This window comes from Lentibacillus kimchii (assembly GCF_042666895.1).
Classification (GTDB): domain Bacteria; phylum Bacillota; class Bacilli; order Bacillales; family Amphibacillaceae; genus Lentibacillus; species Lentibacillus kimchii.
The window spans coordinates 1-21,996 of sequence record NZ_JBHTGR010000004.1 but is presented as its reverse complement, the minus strand read 5'-3'; the positions used below and the strand labels follow the sequence as shown (position 1 = coordinate 21,996).

Here is a 21,996-nt window from a genome sequence, read left to right as displayed (position 1 = left end):
CCTGTATTAACACATCTTAATAACAGGAGGTGGTGACTTGTGAAAAAGAAATTTTACTTTAATATGGGAAGTCAGGAAATTTCGCAGGTTCGCTATGCTAATAATGACACCTATGTTATTTATGCTACAGAGGATGAAGCAAATCAATTGCGACAGCAGCTGGACGGCATGAATACAGCAGACATGAACGCGTTTTATCGTTCGCATGTGCCCATCAAGTCTTATCACCATGATAAACCTAATGATGACTATGATGCCGGTATAACAGATGCTTTTCAAATGATTTATGATCTGGGTGATAACGAAACAAAACAGCATATTGAGAACATGGGTATTCTATCTGATTATCGCATGTGATATAAAGTGGGAATAAGCAATGCGCCTTATTCCTCTTTTAATAAAAGAATCCAGATGGTTTCGCCGGTCCCATATTTATGATACAATTACCAAAAGCTAAAAGCAGTTATTCAGGCAAATTTAACCATTTGTATGATATTCAAACACGATGTGCGAGCGGTGCTCATGAAAACCAATACATATGCTATTGGAAATCAGCAAAAATGAAAGCAGTTGAAACTATGCAGCATACATTCAAGGATTATTATCGTAATGAGGTAACCTTGTCGTTTGCCGATCACCCGTTTTCTCAAAGCCCGAAACATGTATGGGTTATTTGTCACTATCACCATAAATGGCTGTTGACCCGGCATAAAGAACGCGGCCTGGAATTTCCGGGAGGCAAGGTTGAGAAAGATGAAGCGGCACGGGATGCAGCAATCCGGGAAGTGAAAGAGGAAACCGGCGGCACAGTGGCTTCTATTCGTTATATCGGTCAATACATTGTTGCTGGGAAAACGGAGACCATTGTTAAAAACATTTACTTTGCTGATATTGGGGAGCTGGCTGAGCAAGAGACCTATTATGAGACAGAAGGTCCGTTTGTGCTGGCTCACCTCCCCCGTAATGTGAAATCTGATAAACGATACAGTTTTATTATGAAGGATGATGTATTAACACATGCAATAGCTTTCATCAAACGAAAAGGGTTGCGGAATCGGCCATAAGCCGATTCTTTTTAATGTGTGTGTTTCATTAGAACAACTTCAATACGTTCGATGATTTTGTACATGATCGCCGCAGCTACTGAAATAAGAAGTAAACTGGCCATCACAAGTGAAAAGTTAAAGACCTGGAATCCATAGACAATTAAATAGCCCAACCCCTCGCTGGAAACAAGGAATTCGCCGACAACCACGCCCACCCAGGCTAAACCAACGTTAACTTTCAGAGCTGAAACCATTGTTGGAATAGCAGCTGGAAAAACCGCCTCTCTGAAAATCTGCCCGCGTGTTGCTTTGAAGCTTGTTAAAACTTTGATGTAGTTTGGATCAACCTCTTTGAAAGCGGAATAGACGACTAACGTGGTGATGACCACAGAAATAATAGCACCCATCATAATGATCGCTGTGTATCCGGGTCCAATGGCGACGATAAGAATGGGTCCGAGAGCGACTTTAGGCATGGCGTTCATAACGACCAGATAAGGATCCATTATATTGGAAAATCGTTCGGATGACCATAAAATCGCAGCCATCATAATGCCGGAAATTGTTCCGATTAAAAAGCCCAGAACTGTCTCAAACAAGGTGATTTTAAGATGCGTGAACATTGACCCGTCCGCGAACTTTTCCACCAGAACGGTGAAAACTTCAGATGGTGAACTGAATATCAGCGGATCAATCCATCGCATTTGGCTGGCTAGCTCCCAAAAGCCGAACAGTGCAATCAGCAAAATAATCTGCCAGACGGAAATAAATCGTTTTTCCCGTTTCACGTTTCGCAAATAGTTTTGAAATAACTGATTATCGGTTTCATGTGTCATATGAGGATGCTACCCCCTGTTGTGATCCATTTTCATTTTTGGTTAATTCGTCCCATACTTTGTCAAAAAGAAGCTGATACTTTGAATGACGTCTGGCCATGAATGGTCTTTCATTACGCAGTTCAAGCGGCACTTCAAATGTTTTGGCAATCGTACCTGGATTACTGTCCATCACGATGATCCGGTCACTCATGGCTATGGCTTCTCCGATGTCATGCGTTACCAGAAGAGACGTCTTGTTATACAGCTGCAGCAAATCCCAGACTAAATCCTCTAATCTTAATTTGGTTTGATAGTCGAGGGCCGAAAAAGGTTCATCCAAAAGCAGAATATCGGGATTGGTAATCAAGGTGCGCACAAGTGCCACCCTTTGCCGCATACCGCCTGAAAGTGATTCAGGATAGTCACCAGCTATGCCGGATAAGCCAACCTGCCCAAGAAGTTCAGCGGCTCTGTTCTGTGTTTCACTTGAGTGGTCATGATGGAGTTTAGGGCCCAGTAAAATGTTTTCAATAATGCGTTTCCATGGGAATAAATAATCCTGCTGGAGCATATAGCCAATATTCGGCTGGGCCTGCTGCAATGGTTGATTATTAACGTAAACCCTGCCGGATGTGTGATTGAATATACCGGCCATAATCGACAGGATCGTTGATTTGCCACAGCCACTGGGGCCGAGCAGGGCAATAAATTCACCTTTTTTTACTGAGAATGAGATATTATCAAGTGCTTTTGTATAGGTTTTTTTAGAAAAATAAAGATGTGACACCTGATCAAGGGTGAGAAATGACATGGTTTTCCTCCTTATTTGCTACTTGCCAATGACTTCCTCAGCAATCGTTGTATTGACAAGATCTTCATACCGCGCATCTTCTGGAAGTTCGCCGGCTTCATCCATAATAGCCTTTAAGTTGCTCCAGCCTTCTTTATCAAGTTTCGGATTGGAAGCGAAAGAGTCCTGGTCCTTGTAACGCTCGATGGACGAGGCGATCATTTTCTTTTCTGTATCTTCAAAGTAGGGCTGAATGACATCCGCTATTTCCTCAGCACTATGATTCTGTACCCATTCCTGTGCATTATAGACGGCTCTCGTAAATTGCTTAACGGTTTGCTCATTGTCATCCAGGAACGTTTCCTTGGTCATAAATGAGGTATAGGGGACATTACCGGATTCTTCACCGAATGAGGCGATAATATGGCCTTTGTTTTCTTTTTCAAAGGTGCTTGCTGTTGGCTCAAATAATTGGACGTATTCCGCATCACCAGAGGAGAACGCACCTGGTATGTTGCCGAAATCAATATTCTGCAACAAATTTAAATCGGTTTGTGGGTCTAAATCATGCTGTTTCAAGACGTATTCACCGACCATTTGCGGCATACCGCCTACACGCTGGCCCAGAAATGTGCTTCCTTTGATATCATCCCAAGTGAAATCCGGTTTTGGCTCTTTAGCAACCAGAAATGTTCCATCTGTTTGAGTCAATTGAGCAAAGTTAACGGCTTGATCATTGGAATCCTGTGCATGAACGTAAATCGACGTTTCTGATCCGACAAGAGCCACATCTGCTCCATCGGATAGCAGGGCTGTCATGGTTTTATCACCACCCCAAGCTGTCTTTAGCTCAATATCGATGCCTTCATCTGCAAAAAAACCTTTTTCAATGGCGACATATTGAGGGGCGTAGAAGACGGAACGCGTTACTTCAGCTAATTGAATGGTTGTTTTATCCTGGTTAGTGCCACAGGCTGCTGTGATAATGAGCAGAAGAAAGCCTAAAAGCGTTATACCTAAACGTTTCATACCGGAAGGGCTCCTTTCCTGTAAACGTTATGGCTGTCCGCGCAGCTGTCTGTAAAGCCATCTGTCAGAGCGGATGATACAGACAGTCACATGCCAAGCGTTTTATGATATATCGTCATTTTATTCGGGTGAGGAAAATGTGTGAATGCCCAGATTGTCGCTGATGAATTTAGAGGACACAGGGGAGAAGGGTGGCAATATCAAAAAGGGGCTGGGACAACAGTGCGAACCACTTGCGTGACTGAACCGCTCCGGAAAAAGACGTCACTTTCCGCGGGCGGCTGGTGAGCCTCCGCTGAATCGGAGCATTGTTCGACGCTTGCGTTGTTCGCTTTCGTTATGTCCCAGCCCTTGCCAGTTTATACTGGCTATGGCTATCATATATAAATCCTTTTGGGATGAGGATATAGAAATTTAGTTACCCTTTGTAGACGGGTCCAGCCTTACGGATGTCATCGCTTGCCTCTGTGAATTTGCTGAAGTTATCGTGAAACTTTACGGCAAGTGCTTGTGCTTCGTTAACGTATGCTTGTTTATCAGCCCATGCATTCTTAGGAACAAGAACGTCATCAGGCACACCTGGAACATGAAGCGGAATGTCCAGTCCGAAAATCTCATCGGTAACGGTTTCGATAGTTGCCAGTTCACCTTCCAGTGCAGCGTGGACCATAGCTCTTGTATAGGAAAGCTTGATTCGCTTACCGGTCCCATATGAGCCACCAGTCCAGCCGGTATTAATGAGAAAAACACTTGAATTAAATTGATCGATTTTGTCTCCAAGCATCTCAGCATATCTGGATGGTGCCAGCGGCAAAAATGGGGAGCCAAAACAAGCGGAAAAGGTTGCTTCCGGCTGAGTGATTCCCCGCTCAGTTCCTGCAAGTTTGCTGGTATAGCCGCTTAGAAAATGGTACATGGCCTGCTCTTTTGTCAGTTTGCTGATCGGCGGCAGCGTTCCAGATGCATCTGCTGTCAGGAAAATAATCGTGTTCGGATGACCTGCAACACTGGGTGTGACGATTCTGTCGATATTCTCCAGTGGGTAGGCTGCACGCGTATTTTCGGTCAGTGACGTGTCATCATAGTCCGGTTCACGCGATGATGGGTCGAGTACAACATTCTCCAGTACGGAGCCAAAACGAATGGCATTGTAAATTTGCGGTTCTTTTTGCGCTGACAGGTTAATACATTTGGCATAGCAGCCGCCTTCAATATTGAAAATGCCGTTCGGACTCCAGCCATGTTCATCATCACCAATTAAGCGCCGGTAAGGATCTGCCGAGAGCGTGGTTTTCCCCGTTCCGGACAGGCCGAAAAATAGGGCAACATCGCCTTCCTGCCCAACGTTTGCCGAACAGTGCATGGATAAGACATTGTTCTGCGGCAAGAGATAGTTCATGACAGAAAAGATCGATTTTTTAATTTCACCAGCATATTCTGTTCCGCCGATCAACACAATCCGCTTCTCAAAGGAAATCAAAATGAAAGTCTCGGAATTGGTTCCGTCGGTATCCGGATCAGCTTTGAATGTTGGGGCGGATATAACAGTGAAATCAGATTCATGTGTTTCTAATTCACCCTTTGTCGGAGGTATGAACAGCTGCCGGGCAAATAGACTGTGCCAGGCATACTCTGTTATAACGTCAATTGGCAGCCGGTAGTTAGGATCAGCCCCAGCAAACCCTCTGAATTGAAAAAGAGCATCTCGATTATGCAGATGAGCTGTTACTTTTTGCAGCAAATTGTCAAAGACGGTTTCATCAATCGGTTGGTTGATTTCACCCCAATCAACGTGTTCATCAGACATATTATCACGGACGATAAATTTATCTTCAGGAGAACGGCCGGTATACGCACCAGTTGTTGCACATACAGCCCCGGTCGCGCTCAGAACACCTTCACCCCGGTTCAGGATTTTTTCTGCTAACTGCGGCACAGCCAGGTTCTTCTGTATATTGTCGTGAGCAAGCAAATCTTGCATCAGTAAGGTGTCTTCTTTTGTTTTCATTTTCAAAACCTGCCTTTTTTTAAGTTCGGCCAAATGATTCTGTTATATTAATTCGCTTATTAGTATAACACATTAAACACATTAGTCCATACTATTTTATGGTTAATCGTATGAATTTTTTATAAATGTGTGATACCAGTCGACAGTGGACAAGTTGACAGCCGAGGGTTATTTCGTTATGATAAAGTTTCGAGCGGATATTCTCTTATTCGGAGCTGGTGGAGGGACAGTCCCAATGAAGCCCGGCAACCATCACGTCTGTGACGAGGTGCTAATCTGGTGCAAGGCTGAAACCTTGAACAATAAGAGTGAAAGGCCTAATCCTTTCCTCATTGTGCGGGAAAGGATTTTTGTTGTGAAGACGTCACTTGATTGCAATTTATGCTGAAAAGAGTTCCGCAGCAAACACTTAAGGAGGACACGGCCACATGGCTGTTAAAAGGCGTTTATTTACATCGGAGTCCGTTACGGAAGGCCATCCGGACAAAATATCTGATCAGATTTCCGATGCCATATTAGATGAAATTCTAACAAAAGATCCAAATGCCCGTGTTGCTTGTGAGACGACTGTGACAACAGGCTTGATTCTGGTATCAGGTGAGATCACGACAACGACATATGTCGATATCCAGGCAATCGTTCGGCAAACGATTAAAGATATTGGTTATACCAGGGCTAAATATGGCTTTGATGCGGAAACATGTGCTGTGCTTACAGCAATTGATGAACAGTCCCCCGATATTGCCGGCGGGGTGGATGCGGCGCTTGAGGAGCGTCAAGGCGAGATGAACGATGACGAAATTGAATCCATCGGAGCAGGCGATCAGGGTCTGATGTTTGGTTTTGCCTGTAATGAGACAGACGAACTGATGCCTTTGCCGATATCGCTGGCTCATAAACTCGCAAAACGTCTCGCCGATGTGCGTAAACATAATGTTCTGAATTACTTGCGCCCTGACGGTAAAACGCAGGTGACGGTGGAATATGATGAACAGGGGACGCCAGTGCGAATTGACACGATCGTCATTTCTGCCCAGCATCATCAGGATATTTCGATAGATCAAATTAAACAGGATTTGATTGAGTCAGTTATTCGTCCGGTTGTGCCGGCAAAATGGCTTGATGACGAAACAAATTATATTATAAATCCAACCGGCCGGTTTGTGATCGGCGGTCCCCGCAGTGATGCAGGGATGACAGGCCGGAAAATTATTGTTGATACGTATGGCGGATATGCCCGGCATGGCGGCGGTGCTTTCAGCGGGAAAGACTGCACAAAGGTTGACCGGTCTGCCGCTTACGCAGCGAGGTACGTTGCTAAAAATATAGTTGCGGCAGGTTTGGCTGAAACATGCGAGGTGCAACTGGCTTATGCGATCGGTGTCAGTGAGCCGGTATCGATAGCAGTTAATACATTTGGCACAGGTATCATGGCTGAGGAGTCGCTTGCAGATGCTATACGCCACGTATTTGATCTTCGTCCAGCAGGAATTGTTCGTATGCTTGATCTGCGTCAGCCGATTTTTAAAGATACAGCTGCCTATGGCCACTTCGGGCGAACGGATAGACTATTTCCGTGGGAAAAAACGGATAAAGTGGAAAAACTTCAGGCACTAACGGTAAAATAGCCCTCTAATAAACATCATTATGAGCTTTCTTCCTGCAGAGAGAAAACGTATTATAAGGGCAGAGGTGCACCCCAAAAGTTAGACTTTAATTTTTGGGGAGCAGTACATATACTTGACGTGTTTCTCGTCAAAGTTAATAACTTAATACTTTCGCAAAAATACGCGCTTCTTTGAAAACAGGTGTTCCCGGATGTAGCTGTGAATCTCTGAGAGAATCCGCTCGATGACCTGGGTTTGGTTTGCTAAGATCCGAACGGAAAAACCAGGCGCCATTAGTTCTGAAAAGCCCAGCTTGCAGTCAGCCGCGTCAGACCTGAATTGTTCTGTCAACGCTTCTATATGTTCGCGCTGCAAATCCTCATTTACCACCAGCATGGAGCCCAAATGCGAGAATCCCTCCATCATACCGATGTCCTGAATATGATCTGTTGCGGGATTTAATTTTAAATGATCAAAGACAGCAAGCTGATCATTCAGGTATACTGTATTTTTGACCTGGATATTTTCATAGCTGAACAGTGACCCGTCTGGCGACCAGCCAGGCGTAATGATGTCCGAATAAATAAGCGTGGATCCAGTTTTCATATGGATGATATTGGTCTGCTTATAATTCGCTTTATTGTAAGCAATGATTGGATCAGGGATATATTCTAAAAGACTTCCCTCGTTTAAGACAATGGTCGTTTCCTGTGTAACTGGCTTATTTGGTGTTCTGTATATTTTGGTTGCAGCCTGTGTTGTCAGAAGAAGCTCGGCATTTTTTTCCAATGTAAATGACATCCGGTAGCGATCACCGTCGACATAACCGCCACCAGGATTGAGTATAAAATAACAGGGCTGACCAGAATCATCGTAATATTTTGGGCGCATTAATTTAAAAGCACCCTGAAAATAAATAGTCTCAGGCACAGACGTTCCTCGCTTATTTTTCATACTCAGCTGCAAATCACCCGTCCATGCAGCCATTTAATTCAACCCTACTAATAAAGCATGTTGTTTGATCCAGTCAACCACTTGGTCCACGCCGGTGTTATCTTTTAAGTTTGTGAATACAAACGCTTTATTGCCGCGAAACGTTTGGGCGTCAGCTTCCATAACATCAAGATCAGCTTCGACAAATGGTGCTAAATCTGTTTTATTGATAATGAACAAATCGGATTTAATCATGCCCTGACCGCCTTTACGCGGAATCTTTTCGCCTTGTGCCACGTCAATAATGTAAATTGAGAAGTCGACGAGTTCAGGGCTGAACGTTGCAGCTAAATTATCGCCGCCGCTTTCAACAAAGAATAAATCTGTATCGGGATGTTTTTCTTTTAAATCGTTCAGAGCTGTGTCATTCATGGATGTATCTTCTCGTATAGCCGTATGCGGGCAGCCGCCGGTTTCAACACCAATGATGCGATCCTGCGGCAAGACGTTTTTATTAAGCAATATCTTCTGGTCTTCTTTTGTATAAATATCATTGGTTACAACGGCCATGCTGTATTCATCACGCAATTGTTCCACCATTTTTTCAATCAGAGCGGTTTTTCCCGCGCCAACAGGACCGCCAACACCGATTGTAATAGGATCCATTGCTATCACTTCTTTCTTTAAGTAATTTGGGGAGTCCCGCTTTAAAACGAAGACGTTAGAGCAGAGTTTCTGACCAATGCTTTTCAGGACATAAATATACGTATGTTGAGCTGTTCGTGGTTCATTTGCGACAGTTCCAGACCCGGAGCCGTTATGCCGAAATCATCGATTGATAATCTGTCAATCTGCCTGACAGCGGACGCCAGATCTGTCTGCAAGTCATGCAATAGTGTCTGTCCTGCTGTTTGACCGATGGGGATTCCGCGCACAGCATTTTGGACAAGTCCAGCAACAGTTGAATACAAATAGGCCAGTACAATGGATTGTTTAGGAATATTCAAACCGTAGCCAATCATCGCAAATACGATTGCCGGATGGCCAAATGCCTGCTTTGTTTCGATCTTGTGGCTGTAGATTATAAGGCTTTGGAATTCGTATAATGGAATTGTCATTTTCAAGAGACGTTCGCCCATTTTCATGTTCGCATCCCGTGTTTCAGCTGGAAGGTTCTGAACAGTTATTAATGAGTCCAACTGCCAGATATCTTCCATACGCTTGTTCTTAAGTGCTTCATAACTGAGCGCGCAGGCCAGACCATCTGTGTAAACCAGCTGCTCTTGTAAGTAAGCTTTAATCCAGGACGAAAATGTATGTTGATTACTGATGTGATCACCTTGAATATAGGTTTCCAGACCAAAGGAATGGTTAAAGGCACCTGTCGGAAAGTTAGAATCACACAGCTGCATGAGGTCAAGTACATAATTATCCATGACTATGCCCCACATGACGGAATGCTTGCTCCACTTTTTCTGTTTCGCGGGAAAAGGGAATACCTATATTTTGCAGCAATTCCTCAACCAGATAATCGTATTGGATTACCATGGTACCGTCTCGGAACTGTGCAGGCAAATGGCGGTTGCCAAGCTGATGCGCAATATCACCCATCTCATTCAAATTGCGGGGATATATTACCAGAAGATCTTCTGGTAATACATCAACCATTATTAGATTAGCGTCATCCTGGTATAAAACATCGCCGACCTGTAAGTTCTTGCCGTCTTTTAATTTAATGCCAATTTCCTTATTGTGATCTGTCGTTACACGCTGAATCCGCTTGAGTAAATCACTGTTCTCCAAATAAACTTTCTCAATCTGGTAATTGTTCAGCGCCTGTTCATCGATATCTCTAACATGGTTAACAACCTCTTCAATGACCATTTGATTCACCTCAGAACAAGAAATATTGTTGCGTCATCGGCAGTTCATCAGCAGCTTCGCAGGTAATTTTCTCGCCATCAACACGTACGGTATACTCCTGCGGGTCAACTGTCAGTTCAGGGGTTTCGGAGTTCCATTTCATATCTTTTTTAGACAGATTACGGATACCATGAACTGGTTTGGTTATCTTTTCCAGACCTAATTGTTCTGCAATGCCGTTATCATAGGCCGTTTGTGATACAAACGTGAATGAACTTTGTTTAAGTGCCTTGCCATAAGAAGCGAACATGGGACGATACTTAATTGGCTGCGGTGTTGGAATTGATGCGTTGGAGTCACCCATGACACTTTGCACGACAAAACCGTTCTTAATAACTTTATCCGGTTTCATACCAAAGAATTTGCTGTCCCAGAGGGCGAGGTCTGCTGTTTTTCCGACCTCAACAGATCCAATATAATCTGATACCCCATGTGTTATAGCTGGGTTAATGGTGTATTTGGAAACAAAACGTTTCACACGTTGATTGTCGCCGACTTCAGGATCTTCCTTCATCTTGCCCCGCTGCTGTTTCATTTTATGAGCCACTTGCCATGTCCGGAGAATCACTTCACCAATTCGTCCCATTGCTTGGGCGTCGGAACTGGTCATACTAAAAATACCCATGTCCTGGAGAATATCTTCGGCAGCAATTGTTTCTTCACGAATTCGGGAATCTGCAAATGCCACATCCTCTGGAATATCTGGACTTAAATTATGACAAACCATTAACATATCCATGTGCTCATCAACCGTGTTAACGGTATAGGGAAGCGTCGGGTTTGTTGATGAAGGGAGGACGTTGGCATAGCTGGCTGTTTTAATAATGTCTGGTGCGTGGCCGCCGCCAGCCCCTTCTGTATGATACGTATGGATAACGCGGTCTTTAAAGGCATCTACTGTATTTTCCACAAAACCACCTTCGTTCAGTGTATCTGTGTGAAGGGCAATCTGAACATCATAGTTGTCGGCAACCTCCAGTGAGTGATCAATAGCCGAATAGGTTGCGCCCCAGTCCTCATGTACCTTTAAGCCAATAGCACCTGCTTCGACCTGTTCAGCTAGCGGGCCGGTATCACTGGCTTGACCCTTACCCAAAACCCCGATGTTAATCGGTAACGCCTCGGCAGCCTCAAGCATGCGGTGAATATGCCATGACCCCGGCGTAACCGTTGTGGCTTTGGATCCTTCAGCTGGACCGGTTCCGCCTCCAAAAAGGGTGGTAAGTCCTGCTGTCAGGGCTGTTTCGATTTGATCGGGATTAATCAGATGAACGTGGGAATCAATGCCGCCGGCTGTCAAAATTTTGCCCTCACCACTCATAACTTCTGTTGCTGCGCCAATGATGATGTCAATGTTGTCCATGATTTTCGGGTTTCCGGCATTGCCAATTCCGGAAATATTACCATCACGAATGCCGATATCCGCTTTATAGATCCCGGTATAGTCAACGATGACAGCATTCGTAATTACGAGATCTGCGACATCCGGATTATCTCTTGATTCTAAGGGATCCATTCCCATCCCTTCACGGGCAACTTTACCGCCGCCAAATACCACTTCGTCACCGAAAGAAGTCAGATCGTCCTCAATTTCTACGAGCAGATCCGTGTCTGCAAGGCGAATCGCATCACCTGTCGTAGGTCCATACATTTCAGCATACTGTTTTCGTGACATGTTTAAACTCATGATCTACCCTCCTTGTCTAATGGGCCATCTGTTTTTTCGTTCAAGCCATAAACGCGTCGTTCACCGACAAGTTCTACAAGTTCGATTTCCTTCTCATCTCCTGGTTCAAACCGAACGGGCGCACCTGCTGGGACATTCATGCGATAGCCAAATGATTCATCCCGATCAAACGCCAGTGCTTCGTTCACTTCATAAAAATGAAAATGCGAGCCCACTTGGATTGGACGATCACCTGTATTGACGGTCTTTATTTTTTTGGTTTCTTTTCCTTTGTTGCAAATAATGTCTTCATCTTCATCTTTGAGAATATATTCGCCCGGTTTCATATGGCAGGACCACCTTCCTTTGCTTAATTAATCGGGTTGTGCACGGTGACAAGCTTGACCCCGTCTGGAAAAGTCGTTTCTACCTGCACATCGCTGATAAGATGCGGCACACCTTCCATGACATCATCTTCGGATAATATCTTGGTTCCGTCCTCCATTAATTCGGATACTGATTTACCATCCCGCGCACCTTCTATTAATTCATTTGTAATAAGTGCAACGGCTTCAGGATGATTCAGCTTCAGACCGCGCTGTTTCCGCCGCTTAGCCACATCTGCCGCAACAACAATCATGAGTTTTTCCTGCTCTCTGGGCAGTAAATGCAACGTTATCCCTCCATTAATAACCAATCTTAAGAACGGTTTGTCCTATACCTAGCATGTATTGCCATATAAAAACTATGCATAGATAAATAATCTTCTTTTTAGGGGGACACTATAACGCTCAAGGAGGTATCTGAATGACGATCAAACCAGTCCAATTGATTAACATGATCTTAAAGGGCGTTTCCCAGGTTGTATTAATTGAAAATTCAATTACAGGAATCTTCATTATCGCAGGTTTAATGGCCACTTCGCTCTCGCTTGGTGTTCTTGCAATTGTTTCTTCATGTATCGGTACGTTAATTGGAATCGCTGGCGGCGACAGCGAGAGTGCGCAAAGCGGCTTGTTTGGATTTAATTCGGTGCTGACAGGCCTGGCTCTTTTCATTTATCTGGATGGTCCTTATACCTGGCTGTTTGCGATTATTGGCGCAGCCATTGCTGGTTTGCTGAATGCCAGCGTTATGCATATCCTTGGCCAATTTAAAATGCCGGCCATCACATTCCCATTTATTTTGGTGACCTGGCTGTTTGTTATCGCAGCTTATCAGCTCCATATTCTGGATTTGTCGAATGGTTTAGCTCCCGAAAGTCTAGCCAGCTGGACAATCACGCCAACAGGGGATTTGCACTGGTTTGAAGGAATGGTGAGGGGGGTCGGTCAAATTTTTTTGCAGGACTTTTTCTGGACCGGTTTTATCATTTTAGCAGGCATCTTCTGGGCAGGATGGACGTTTGGCCTTTATGCCGTCGCAAGTACAGTCTTAGCTTTTCTGACAGCTTACATCATGGGAGCTGACATGGAGTCATTAAATTCAGGTATCTACGGGTATAATGCTGTTTTAACGATTATAGCGGTCGCCGCCGTATTTGATGTTAAGACAGACTTTGCGCCTGTGACAGGACTGATTGGTGTGATACTGAGTGTGCCTGTCACGGCGGCTGTGCACTCCTTGCTTTTGCCATATGGCCTGCCTGTACTGACCTTGCCCTTTGTGCTAACGACATGGACGCTGCTGGCTGCAAGACAGGTGTTGGTAAAGATCTGAACAAAGCCGCCACCGATAAATGCTTCCAGTTAATAAATGTCACGATCAGACTATATGTCCGGTCTGCTTTTTGGTATAATAAGAGACATGTACCACGAAGTATGCATTAAGACATCGAGATAGGAAGTGAAGCAAAAATGGGCGGTTTTACTGGCGTGATACGCAATTATCCGGAAATCCCGGATGAAGAACAAAAAGCGGTTTTTAAAGAGCAAATTCAATGGCTGATTCACCATTATTCGGATGACGAAGGCTATTATTACGATAAGTATGCGTCATTAGGATTTAAGCGGAGCACAAACAGTGGCTATGAGAGTGAACTCCGGCCGCTAACCTATGAAGATGAGGCCATGTGGTTTGTTTTTTATGGCGACATTTATAATACTGAGGAATTGCGGCAGAATGTCACAACAGAAGATGATACGATTGCCACTGAGTCTGACGCAGAGATGCTGGCGGTATTGTTTAAAAAATATCAGGAACAGGCTTTTGCGCTTTTACGCGGGACGTTTGCCGTTTTGATTTGGGATAAGGAACAGGCGATCTTGTACGGGGCACGTGATCCATTTGGCATTAAACCACTATTTTACAGAGAAACAGATGAAGAAGCCGTTTTCGCATCAGAAAAGAAATGCATTTCGTTTATGGCGGAACATGAAGCCATTGATACGGAGGCGCTGCAGCATTACTTAAGTTTCCAGTTTGTACCTGAACCAATGACAATGACAGACCATATTAAAAAAGTGGCGCCCGGGCATTACTTTATAAAAAAACCGGGTGAAAAAATGACGCAGCATCGTTACTGGCAGGCATCATTTACACCAGTTCTGGCAGATAAACAGAATTGGATCAGACGAATTCGCGATAGTCTGTATGATTCTGTTAAAGTGCGTATGAACAGTGATGCTCCAATTGGAGCGTTTCTCTCCGGCGGCATTGATTCGACGATTATGGCAGCTATTGCCAAAGAGTTCAAACCGGATATTAAAACATTTTCAGTCGGCTTTGACCGGGAAGGCTATTCTGAAATTGATGTGGCTAAAGAAACAGCGGCTAAACTAGGGGTAGATAATATAGCTTATCGTATTACCCCAGAGGAATATGTAAAGGCACTTCCGAAGATTATGTGGTATATGGACGATCCGCTTGCTGATCCGGCCTGTGTGCCTTTATATTTTGCGGCACGCGAAGCCAGGAAGCATGTCGATGTGGCTTTGTCAGGTGAGGGAGCAGATGAGCTGTTTGGCGGTTACAATATTTACCGCGAGCCGGAGTCTTTGAAGTTATTTTCCTACATCCCGTTCACAGTTAAAAAACTGCTGAAGCGCGTTGCTGCCGTCATGCCAGAGGGTGTGCGCGGCAAGAGTTTTCTTGAACGGGGCACCACACCGCTCCGGGATCGTTACATCGGCAATGCTAAAATGTTTGAGGAGGACGAGAAGCAAGCGTTTCTGAAATCGTTCCGGAAAGACTTGTCCTACCGGGAAGTCACCGGCCCATTATATGATCAGGTGAGCGCGTATCCGTTTATTAATCAAATGCAGTATATTGATATCCATACGTGGCTGACAGGAGATATTCTATTAAATGCCGACCGGATGCTGGCGGCTCATTCTCTTGAGCTTCGTGTGCCATTTTTGGATAAAGAGGTGTTCCGGGTCGCAAGTCAGCTGCCGCCCAAGTTAAAAACAGGCAATGGAACAACTAAAAGCATTTTGCGTGACGTATCACGCGGTTTAATACCGGATCATGTACTGGACAGGAAAAAACTCGGGTTTCCTGTGCCTATCCGGCACTGGCTGAAGAACGAGCTGTATGATTGGGCCAAACGGCTGATTCAGGAAAGTTCGACTGATCATTTATTGGATAAATCGTATGTTCTCAATTTGCTTGAGGCGCATTGTCAGGATAAAGGCGACTATAGCCGGAAAATCTGGACAGTTCTCATGTTTATGCTGTGGCATCAAATTTTTGTGGAAAATCAGTTTGACAGAGAAACACTGACTCAGACCGGATCTGACAGCAAAGTTTTCCTCAGATCAGAGTCCAGCTAGAGTTATGAAAGCAGACGACTGCGAAAAAAGGGCGGCCGTCTGCTTTCATATTAATGTTCAGTTCAGCCATGCAGATTAAAATGACTGGCTTAAATTCGTGTGGTGTTTATAGTATTGACTCTTTTCAACGTAGGATTTACGAATGCGCGCCATCTCTGCATAGTCTTCATCAGTCAAAGTGCGCACAACTTTGGCCGGGCGTCCCAGTGCGAGTGAATAGGGCGGTATCTTTTTGCCTGGCGGTACAAGGCTCCCAGCACCAATGAAAGCATATTCGCCGACTTCGGCATTATCCATAATCAGGGACCCCATGCCAATCAAAGCATTGTTTCTAATGGTGCAAGCGTGCAAAGTGACTTGGTGTCCGACTGTGACATCGTCTTCAACAGTTACCGGGAGATCAGGACTTTGATGGATTAGTGACAAATCCTGAATGTTAACACGACGCCCGATTTTTGTCGGAGCGACATCACCGCGTATAACCGTTTTGAACCAGATGCTGGCGTCTTCCAGAATCGTTACATCTCCAATAACGTCGGCATCATGGGCTATGAAAACGGATGGATGAATATCAGGTTTCGTTTGTTTAAACGGGTCTATCATTTGAATCCCCCTTGAAAATATGATGGTATAATCAGTGTAGCAAATTTTTCTGACTTATATCGAATGATCGGAGGAATAGGTGTTGGCAAGCGGTATACCGAAGACCTCTTTAACGTTAATGACGACCGTCTACCGCAGGATTTTTCCTGCTGTTCACAGGGAATTAGCTTTTTGGAAGACGCGGGCTGAGGCGATTCCGAATGCTGAATTGCGCAAGCAGGCGCTTGCAAGTATTGAAACCAAGCGTTTTCACTGTCTGGGGGGTGCGGTATATGCGCTGCTTGCCGGCAGTAAGTGGCGGGAAGCTGTTCGATTTATTGTAGCTTATCAGACAATCAGTGATTACCTGGACAACTTATGTGACCGGAGTATATCGCTTGACCCGAATGATTTTCGTCTGCTGCATGAAGCGATGAGCGATGCCCTGAGCCAGAAAAATCCACTTCAGTTTTATTATGCGTTGCGTACAGATCAGCGGGATGGCGACTATTTGGCCGATCTCGTCCGCACGTGTCAGCAAACAATGCAACGAATAACAGCTTATACTGAGATCAGCGAGCACATTCAGCAATTGGAGCAGCTTTACAGCGACTTGCAAGTCCATAAACATGTGAAAGAAGAGGAGCGTGTTCCGCGGCTTGTGAACTGGTTCGAGGAAAAGACTGATCATTCATCATTGTATTGGTATGAATTTGCGGCAGCAGCCGGTTCAACGCTTGGAGTTTTTTGCCTTGTGTCTTATGCTTTGGGGGAGCGGCTAACGCGTTCATTGCCGGATGCCATTATTACAAGTTATTTTCCGTTTATGCAGGGATTGCATATTTTACTGGATTATTATATTGATCAGCAGGAAGATGAGGCAGAAGGGGATTTGAATTTTTGCCGTTTTTATGCTGATAGAACAGAGCTTAAAAAACGGCTTATGTACTTTGTCACCCAGGCTGATTGTCATGTGCAATCACTGCCCGATCGCCGATTTCATGAGCTGGTGCGGCACGGGCTTATCGGGCTTTATCTGGGTGACCCTAAGGTGCGAACGCTTGAAGGCGGTCCGGAAATGACTAATGCATTGCTGCGCATGAGCGGCTATAAGGCACGTTTTTTTCATTGGAATACGCGATTTTTCTACCGCTTCAAACAACGAGGCTGGGACAAACGTACGAACAACTAGAATGAACGTTTGCGTGACTAAATCGTTTTCGTTTTGTCCCAGCTTCTTTATTCGTGTTTTGTAATGGCCAGAATAAAAGGCGGATCATTTTTCTGATTAACAAAACCATAGAATAAAACCTGATAGTGATACTGATTCAGTTGGCGAACGTAGCGCATAAGCTCTTCGCGTTCCTGATCGCCGCCTTCATGACCATGATAAACGACGAGTACAATAATTCCGTTCTGCTTCAGGTGCAGAAGCATGCTTTCGATGGCCAGGATTGTTGTCTCACTCTGGGTAATGATTGATTTATCGCTTCCCGGGAGAAATCCGAGATTAAATATGGCTCCGCCCAAACGGGTTAGCCGGTCCACAGGTATATGGTGCAGCAAATTGCTGTGACTGTCTTTAATAAGCGTTGTGTTCGTTGACCCATTTTGCGCGAGAAGCTCATTTGTGTGAGCAATTGCCTGGTCCTGAATATCGAAACCAAATACATGGCCTTCCTGACCAGCAATCTTGCTGAGAAAAACGGTATCGTGGCCGTTTCCACACGTAGCATCAATGATCGTATCACCCTGATTGACAGCTTCCTGCATTAAATAATGTGAGTAGTTAATGATTCCTTTTAGCATAGTGCACGTGCTCCTTTACGTTAACTGCTCATAGTTTAGCACGAAAAAGGGGTGATTGGAAAGGACGGACGCTGTCGGATCTTGACAACTCCCCCTCTTATTGGGTAGACTGCACTATATACAGGAGAGAACGACTATGATAAGGACTAGTAATGAATGCTCTCGGGTGAAGCGAGACAGTGGCTGGTGTGAACTGTTCCCGACCTTTTGTGAACTCACCTTTCAGTTGCAGAAATGACGATGCGTTCCTAGTTTCTGCCGTGGATCCCGCGTTAAGGAAACGAGTGAACGTTGCAGCACGTTAATCGGGGTGGTACCGCGGGAGATAAACTTCTCGTCCTTTTAGAGGATGAGAAGTTTTTTGTATAGACAGTCATTCTGGCCCTTAAAAATGAATAACAGGAGGCAATGAATATGAGTTTTAACCATCAGGAAATTGAGAAGAAATGGCAGCACTATTGGGAAGAAAATGAAACATTTAAAACGCCCGCACATTCAGATAAAGAAAAAATCTATGCCCTTGATATGTTTCCTTATCCGTCCGGAGCAGGGTTGCATGTAGGACACCCGGAAGGCTATACAGCAACCGACATTTTTTCCCGGATGAAACGTATGCAGGGATATGACGTCCTGCATCCAATGGGCTGGGATGCATTTGGCTTGCCTGCCGAACAATATGCCATTGATACAGGCAATAGCCCGGCTGAATTCACTGAGCATAATATTGCTACCTTTAAACGGCAGATTAAGGACCTTGGTTTTTCCTACGACTGGGATCGTGAAATTAATACAACTGATCCGCAGTATTATAAATGGACGCAATGGATATTTAAAAAGCTTTATGACCATGGACTGGCCTATATGGCTGAAGTCCCGGTTAACTGGTGCCCGGCACTTGGAACAGTGCTGGCCAATGAGGAAGTTATTGACGGTAAAAGCGAACGGGGCGATCACCCTGTTGTCCGTAAACCGATGAAACAGTGGATGCTCAGAATTACTGATTATGCTGACAGACTTCTGGAAGATTTGGATGAACTCGACTGGCCGGAAAGCATTAAAGACATGCAGCGCAATTGGATTGGCCGTTCGGAAGGTGCTGATGTCATATTTGATATTGCCGGCTATGAAGAGCAATTCACAGTATTCACTACAAGGCCTGACACCTTGTTTGGAGCAACTTATGCTGTGTTTGCACCAGAACATCCGCTTGTTGAAAAGATCGTTACGCCTGCTCAAAAGGAGGCAGTCGAAGCCTATTTAAAAGAAATCGAAACGAAATCGGATCTGGAACGGACAGACCTTGCGAAAGAAAAAACGGGCGCATTCACTGGCGCTTATGCGATCAACCCCGTTAATCATGAAAAAATGCCGATCTGGATAGCTGATTATGTGCTAATGAGCTATGGTGAAGGAGCGATAATGGCTGTTCCGGGTCATGATGAGCGTGACTATGAATTTGCACAAACATTTAACCTGCCTATAAAAGAAGTTGTGTCCGGTGGCGATTTGACCAAAGAAGCGTATGCCGGTGAGGGGGAGCATATTAATTCCGATTTTCTCAATGGTCTGATGCAGGATGAAGCCATCACGACAATGACGAACTGGCTGGAAGAGCACGGAAAAGGGAACGGAACGGTTACTTATCGATTGCGTGACTGGCTTTTTTCCAGACAGCGTTACTGGGGTGAGCCTATACCAATTATTCATTGGGAAGACGGGTCTATGAGCGCCGTGCCGGAAGACGAACTGCCGCTGGAGCTGCCAGCGCTCGACGAGATTAAACCGCCTGGTAATGGTGAATCACCGCTTGCTAATAGTGACTGGGTTCATGTTGTTGATCCGGAAACGGGTATGAAGGGACGCCGGGAAACCAATACCATGCCGCAATGGGCTGGCAGCTGCTGGTATTTTCTGCGTTTTATTGACCCGAATAATCCAGAGCAGCTGGCGGATCCAGAAGCCCTTAAACAATGGTTGCCGGTAGACATTTATATTGGTGGTGCCGAGCATGCGGTTCTTCACTTATTATATGCTCGGTTCTGGCATAAATTTCTTTATGACATTGGTGTCGTTCCAACAAAAGAGCCATTTCAAAAATTGTTCAACCAGGGTATGATTCATGGGGAAAACCATGAAAAAATGAGTAAATCCAAAGGAAATGTTATTAACCCTGATGATATTGTCACAACACACGGTGCCGATACACTCCGGCTTTATGAAATGTTTATGGGACCGCTCGACGCTGCAGTTGCCTGGTCAACGAATGGTCTCGACGGAGCACGGCGTTTTCTGGACCGGGTATGGCGCCTGATTGTAACAGAAGACAGAGGCATAACGGATAACATTGTGCCGGTGAGTCATGACACGCCACTGGATAAGGTGTACCATGAAACCGTCAAAAAAGTAACAGAAGACTTTGAGCAGCTTCATTTCAATACAGGCATTTCTCAGTTGATGGTGTTCATTAATGAAAGCTATAAAGCAGATGAAGTTCCAAAGGGTTATATTGAAGGATTTGTTAAAATGCTTTCGCCTGTTGCGCCACATGTATCTGAAGAGTTATGGGAACTGCTTGGTCATACGGAAACAATCACGTATGAGAACTGGCCGGCCTATGATCCAGCTAAATTAGTCGAGGACGAGGTTGAAATTGTCATACAGATTATGGGTAAGGTTAGGGCTAAAATGAACGTGGCTAAGGATATATCACAAGAAGAACTGGAGAAACAGGCTTTGGCGAATGAACGTATTCAAGAACAGCTTGAAGGAAAAACAGTGCGCAAGGTGATTGTGGTTCCGGGCAAATTAGTGAATATCGTTGCAAATTAAACAAAAAGGATCTCATTCTTCCGCGAATGGGATCCTTTTTGTTTAGTCAGATGGTTTCCAGTCAGTGTCTAGAATGATCCACTCGCCATTTTCGTAATACCACAATGTCTCGATCGTTCCCAATTTATCGGATCGATCGGTTCCGCTTATCTGCTGACGGCTTTTTAGCCCATAGCCTTGAGAATCACTCACTTGAACAGGTTCAAACCGGGCGATGGGAGCAATGATTGGTGATGCATCAGACTTCACGTCGCCATTCTCTTTATAAATACCCTTTCGAATATAAGCTGACGCTTTATCTGCTACATTAATAAGTGATGGCTCCTGTTTGTAATCAATCTGGACTGCAATCTGAAAATCATCTCTAAATTCAGCTTTTATAGATTGTTGTTCAGGAAGTTTCATTTCTGTTAGCTGACCATTTTCAAACGTATGCAAGTGGTAATGATGTGAATCGCCGTTACCAGTTTCACTTTGATAAAACAGATCATTAACATTGTTATGATTCAAATCGTAAAACTGAATGTAAGGCTTATAGCCGCCTTCATAGGAAATTTCCCAGTCATCGCCCTCAGTATTTGTGATATGGGTCTTTATTATGGTATTGTAATTTGAGTCTGATCCCAATGATGTTCCGAGCAGTTTGACCGTTTCTTGAGCATTATTGCCGGCAACATCTTTTTGATATATATGAATCTCTTGGGAATGTGGCTCAGTTTCCTCTGCTGTAGCTGGTGAGGGCATTAAGAAACCTGTCAGCAGTAATGCTGCGATAATTAAAGTCATTCCATTTTCACCTCTAATATGATTTAGTTTGTGAAATTTGGCGTTTATATATGCACTTTTAGATATTTATTTTAATCGATTATTGACTTCCATTTTAAACTGTAGTACTATTGTGTTTGTCGCTGAAAGACAGCGAAGAACAGCAAAAAACAGCGAATAATCATAGATAAATGACTGATTGACAGCCACTAATCGTGATGATATAATGATTTTGTTGTTGAAGAAACGACATTATTTGCTCCTTGAAAACTGAACAAAACAACCAGCCTGAAACAGATGTCAGGTAAGAGGCACCCGGTCATATGTGTTCATATGATTGGATGAAGCTTTTTGAGACATTATGAACGCTGAGATAAAACGATTGATCGGTGTCAGTCGTTTGCATCTCTCTTATTTA

At 44.5% G+C, this 21,996-nt stretch carries 21 protein-coding genes, 1 riboswitch and 1 other annotated feature; of the genes, 7 read left to right on the top strand and 14 right to left on the bottom strand.

The genetic code is table 11. The features are described from left to right. Positions 1-39 precede the first annotated feature (39 nt). Together ACFQU8_RS02245 and ytkD are read left to right on the top strand one after the other, a co-directional pair. Entirely contained in the window at positions 40-357 is a 318-nt protein-coding gene (locus ACFQU8_RS02245; RefSeq protein ID WP_382357538.1) for a hydrolase, read from the top strand. A 77-nt stretch (positions 358-434) separates the two neighbouring features. Beyond that, the gene (gene ytkD / locus ACFQU8_RS02240; protein ID WP_382357537.1) at positions 435-1,064 is read left to right on the top strand and encodes an RNA deprotection pyrophosphohydrolase; all 630 of its coding nucleotides are present in this window, start codon (positions 435-437) and stop codon (positions 1,062-1,064) included. An 11-nt stretch (positions 1,065-1,075) separates the two neighbouring features. Here ytkD and ACFQU8_RS02235 read toward each other — a convergent pair whose 3' ends face one another. From ACFQU8_RS02235 to pckA, 4 genes are all read right to left on the bottom strand, one after another. Continuing rightward, on the bottom strand, positions 1,076-1,882 hold the full coding sequence (locus ACFQU8_RS02235) for an ABC transporter permease (protein ID WP_382357536.1): 807 nt from the start codon (positions 1,880-1,882) through the stop codon (positions 1,076-1,078). Continuing rightward, positions 1,872-2,675, bottom strand: coding sequence for an ABC transporter ATP-binding protein (locus ACFQU8_RS02230; protein ID WP_382357535.1), 804 nt, complete (start codon positions 2,673-2,675; stop codon positions 1,872-1,874). The genes ACFQU8_RS02235 and ACFQU8_RS02230 overlap by 11 nt, the downstream gene beginning before the upstream one ends. A gap of 18 nt (positions 2,676-2,693) precedes the next feature. Next, a complete protein-coding gene (locus tag ACFQU8_RS02225) occupies positions 2,694-3,683 on the bottom strand; it encodes an ABC transporter substrate-binding protein (RefSeq protein ID WP_382357534.1) in 990 nt (329 codons plus the stop codon). 418 nt (positions 3,684-4,101) lie between these two features. Then, positions 4,102-5,691, bottom strand: coding sequence for a phosphoenolpyruvate carboxykinase (ATP) (gene pckA, locus ACFQU8_RS02220; RefSeq protein ID WP_382357533.1), 1,590 nt, complete (start codon positions 5,689-5,691; stop codon positions 4,102-4,104). Between the two features lie 202 nt (positions 5,692-5,893). After that, positions 5,894-6,000, top strand: a riboswitch (SAM riboswitch). Between the two features lie 119 nt (positions 6,001-6,119). Here pckA and metK point away from each other — a divergent pair. Further along, entirely contained in the window at positions 6,120-7,319 is a 1,200-nt protein-coding gene (gene metK / locus ACFQU8_RS02215; RefSeq protein WP_382357532.1) for a methionine adenosyltransferase, read from the top strand. A 141-nt stretch (positions 7,320-7,460) separates the two neighbouring features. Here the strand turns inward: metK and ACFQU8_RS02210 are convergent, their stop codons facing one another. The 7 genes from ACFQU8_RS02210 to ACFQU8_RS02180 all read right to left on the bottom strand — a co-directional run bounded on the left by ACFQU8_RS02210 (position 7,461) and on the right by ACFQU8_RS02180 (position 12,493). Further along, positions 7,461-8,285 (bottom strand): urease accessory protein UreD, encoded by an 825-nt coding sequence (locus tag ACFQU8_RS02210; protein ID WP_382357531.1) that lies wholly within the window; start codon positions 8,283-8,285, stop codon positions 7,461-7,463. Continuing rightward, the gene (gene ureG, locus ACFQU8_RS02205) at positions 8,286-8,897 is read right to left on the bottom strand and encodes an urease accessory protein UreG (RefSeq protein ID WP_382357530.1); all 612 of its coding nucleotides are present in this window, start codon (positions 8,895-8,897) and stop codon (positions 8,286-8,288) included. It abuts the gene before it with no gap. 83 nt (positions 8,898-8,980) lie between these two features. Next, complete coding sequence (locus ACFQU8_RS02200; protein WP_382357529.1) at positions 8,981-9,667, bottom strand: urease accessory protein UreF; 687 nt, start codon at positions 9,665-9,667, stop codon at positions 8,981-8,983. After that, positions 9,660-10,115, bottom strand: a complete 456-nt coding sequence (ureE, locus tag ACFQU8_RS02195; RefSeq protein WP_382357638.1) for an urease accessory protein UreE — start codon at positions 10,113-10,115, stop codon at positions 9,660-9,662. Before ureE ends, ACFQU8_RS02200 begins: the two co-directional genes overlap by 8 nt. 10 nt (positions 10,116-10,125) lie before the next feature. Next, a complete protein-coding gene (gene ureC / locus ACFQU8_RS02190) occupies positions 10,126-11,841 on the bottom strand; it encodes an urease subunit alpha (protein WP_382357528.1) in 1,716 nt (571 codons plus the stop codon). Further along, positions 11,838-12,167, bottom strand: coding sequence for an urease subunit beta (locus ACFQU8_RS02185; RefSeq protein WP_382357527.1), 330 nt, complete (start codon positions 12,165-12,167; stop codon positions 11,838-11,840). The genes ureC and ACFQU8_RS02185 overlap by 4 nt, the downstream gene beginning before the upstream one ends. 23 nt (positions 12,168-12,190) lie before the next feature. After that, on the bottom strand, positions 12,191-12,493 hold the full coding sequence (locus tag ACFQU8_RS02180) for an urease subunit gamma (RefSeq protein WP_382357526.1): 303 nt from the start codon (positions 12,491-12,493) through the stop codon (positions 12,191-12,193). A 134-nt stretch (positions 12,494-12,627) separates the two neighbouring features. On the opposite strand from ACFQU8_RS02180, the gene ACFQU8_RS02175 reads away from it, so the two are divergent. Both ACFQU8_RS02175 and asnB read left to right on the top strand, forming a co-directional pair. Further along, on the top strand, positions 12,628-13,539 hold the full coding sequence (locus ACFQU8_RS02175) for an urea transporter (protein WP_382357525.1): 912 nt from the start codon (positions 12,628-12,630) through the stop codon (positions 13,537-13,539). 137 nt (positions 13,540-13,676) lie between these two features. Further along, positions 13,677-15,593: an asparagine synthase (glutamine-hydrolyzing) gene (gene asnB / locus ACFQU8_RS02170; RefSeq protein ID WP_382357524.1), complete on the top strand. Its 1,917-nt coding sequence runs from the start codon at positions 13,677-13,679 to the stop codon at positions 15,591-15,593. 75 nt (positions 15,594-15,668) lie between these two features. Here the strand turns inward: asnB and ACFQU8_RS02165 are convergent, their stop codons facing one another. Next, the gene (locus tag ACFQU8_RS02165; protein WP_382357523.1) at positions 15,669-16,196 is read right to left on the bottom strand and encodes a gamma carbonic anhydrase; all 528 of its coding nucleotides are present in this window, start codon (positions 16,194-16,196) and stop codon (positions 15,669-15,671) included. Between the two features lie 82 nt (positions 16,197-16,278). Here ACFQU8_RS02165 and ACFQU8_RS02160 point away from each other — a divergent pair, with 82 nt between their 5' ends. Next, positions 16,279-17,367 carry a tetraprenyl-beta-curcumene synthase family protein gene (locus tag ACFQU8_RS02160; protein WP_382357522.1) on the top strand — a complete coding sequence of 363 codons (1,089 nt, stop codon included), beginning with the start codon at positions 16,279-16,281 and terminating at the stop codon, positions 17,365-17,367. A gap of 47 nt (positions 17,368-17,414) precedes the next feature. Here ACFQU8_RS02160 and ACFQU8_RS02155 read toward each other — a convergent pair whose 3' ends face one another. Continuing rightward, entirely contained in the window at positions 17,415-17,984 is a 570-nt protein-coding gene (locus tag ACFQU8_RS02155) for a class I SAM-dependent methyltransferase (protein ID WP_382357521.1), read from the bottom strand. Positions 17,985-18,111: 127 nt separating this feature from the next. After that, positions 18,112-18,329, top strand: a binding site (T-box leader). 69 nt (positions 18,330-18,398) lie between these two features. Here ACFQU8_RS02155 and leuS point away from each other — a divergent pair. After that, a complete protein-coding gene (gene leuS, locus ACFQU8_RS02150; protein WP_382357520.1) occupies positions 18,399-20,813 on the top strand; it encodes a leucine--tRNA ligase in 2,415 nt (804 codons plus the stop codon). A gap of 42 nt (positions 20,814-20,855) precedes the next feature. Here leuS and ACFQU8_RS02145 read toward each other — a convergent pair whose 3' ends face one another. Then, complete coding sequence (locus ACFQU8_RS02145) at positions 20,856-21,599, bottom strand: hypothetical protein (RefSeq protein ID WP_382357519.1); 744 nt, start codon at positions 21,597-21,599, stop codon at positions 20,856-20,858. Positions 21,600-21,996 lie beyond the last annotated feature (397 nt).

Bases quoted from the DNA above. Each gene is read 5' to 3' on its own strand.
- metK (WP_382357532.1), top strand. From the start codon at position 6,120: ATGGCTGTTAAAAGGCGTTTATTTACATCGGAGTCCGTTACGGAAGGC.
- ytkD (WP_382357537.1), top strand. From the start codon at position 435: ATGATACAATTACCAAAAGCTAAAAGCAGTTATTCAGGCAAATTTAAC.
- leuS (WP_382357520.1), top strand. From the start codon at position 18,399: ATGAGTTTTAACCATCAGGAAATTGAGAAGAAATGGCAGCACTATTGG.
- asnB (WP_382357524.1), top strand. From the start codon at position 13,677: ATGGGCGGTTTTACTGGCGTGATACGCAATTATCCGGAAATCCCGGAT.
- ACFQU8_RS02200 (WP_382357529.1), bottom strand. From the start codon at position 9,667: ATGGATAATTATGTACTTGACCTCATGCAGCTGTGTGATTCTAACTTT.
- ACFQU8_RS02175 (WP_382357525.1), top strand. From the start codon at position 12,628: ATGACGATCAAACCAGTCCAATTGATTAACATGATCTTAAAGGGCGTT.
- ACFQU8_RS02145 (WP_382357519.1), bottom strand. From the start codon at position 21,599: ATGACTTTAATTATCGCAGCATTACTGCTGACAGGTTTCTTAATGCCC.
- ACFQU8_RS02225 (WP_382357534.1), bottom strand. From the start codon at position 3,683: ATGAAACGTTTAGGTATAACGCTTTTAGGCTTTCTTCTGCTCATTATC.
- ureC (WP_382357528.1), bottom strand. From the start codon at position 11,841: ATGAGTTTAAACATGTCACGAAAACAGTATGCTGAAATGTATGGACCT.
- ureG (WP_382357530.1), bottom strand. From the start codon at position 8,897: ATGGATCCTATTACAATCGGTGTTGGCGGTCCTGTTGGCGCGGGAAAA.
- ACFQU8_RS02185 (WP_382357527.1), bottom strand. From the start codon at position 12,167: ATGAAACCGGGCGAATATATTCTCAAAGATGAAGATGAAGACATTATT.
- ACFQU8_RS02235 (WP_382357536.1), bottom strand. From the start codon at position 1,882: ATGACACATGAAACCGATAATCAGTTATTTCAAAACTATTTGCGAAAC.
- ACFQU8_RS02230 (WP_382357535.1), bottom strand. From the start codon at position 2,675: ATGTCATTTCTCACCCTTGATCAGGTGTCACATCTTTATTTTTCTAAA.
- ACFQU8_RS02155 (WP_382357521.1), bottom strand. From the start codon at position 17,984: ATGCTAAAAGGAATCATTAACTACTCACATTATTTAATGCAGGAAGCT.
- ACFQU8_RS02165 (WP_382357523.1), bottom strand. From the start codon at position 16,196: ATGATAGACCCGTTTAAACAAACGAAACCTGATATTCATCCATCCGTT.
- pckA (WP_382357533.1), bottom strand. From the start codon at position 5,691: ATGAAAACAAAAGAAGACACCTTACTGATGCAAGATTTGCTTGCTCAC.
- ureE (WP_382357638.1), bottom strand. From the start codon at position 10,115: ATGGTCATTGAAGAGGTTGTTAACCATGTTAGAGATATCGATGAACAG.
- ACFQU8_RS02210 (WP_382357531.1), bottom strand. From the start codon at position 8,285: ATGGCTGCATGGACGGGTGATTTGCAGCTGAGTATGAAAAATAAGCGA.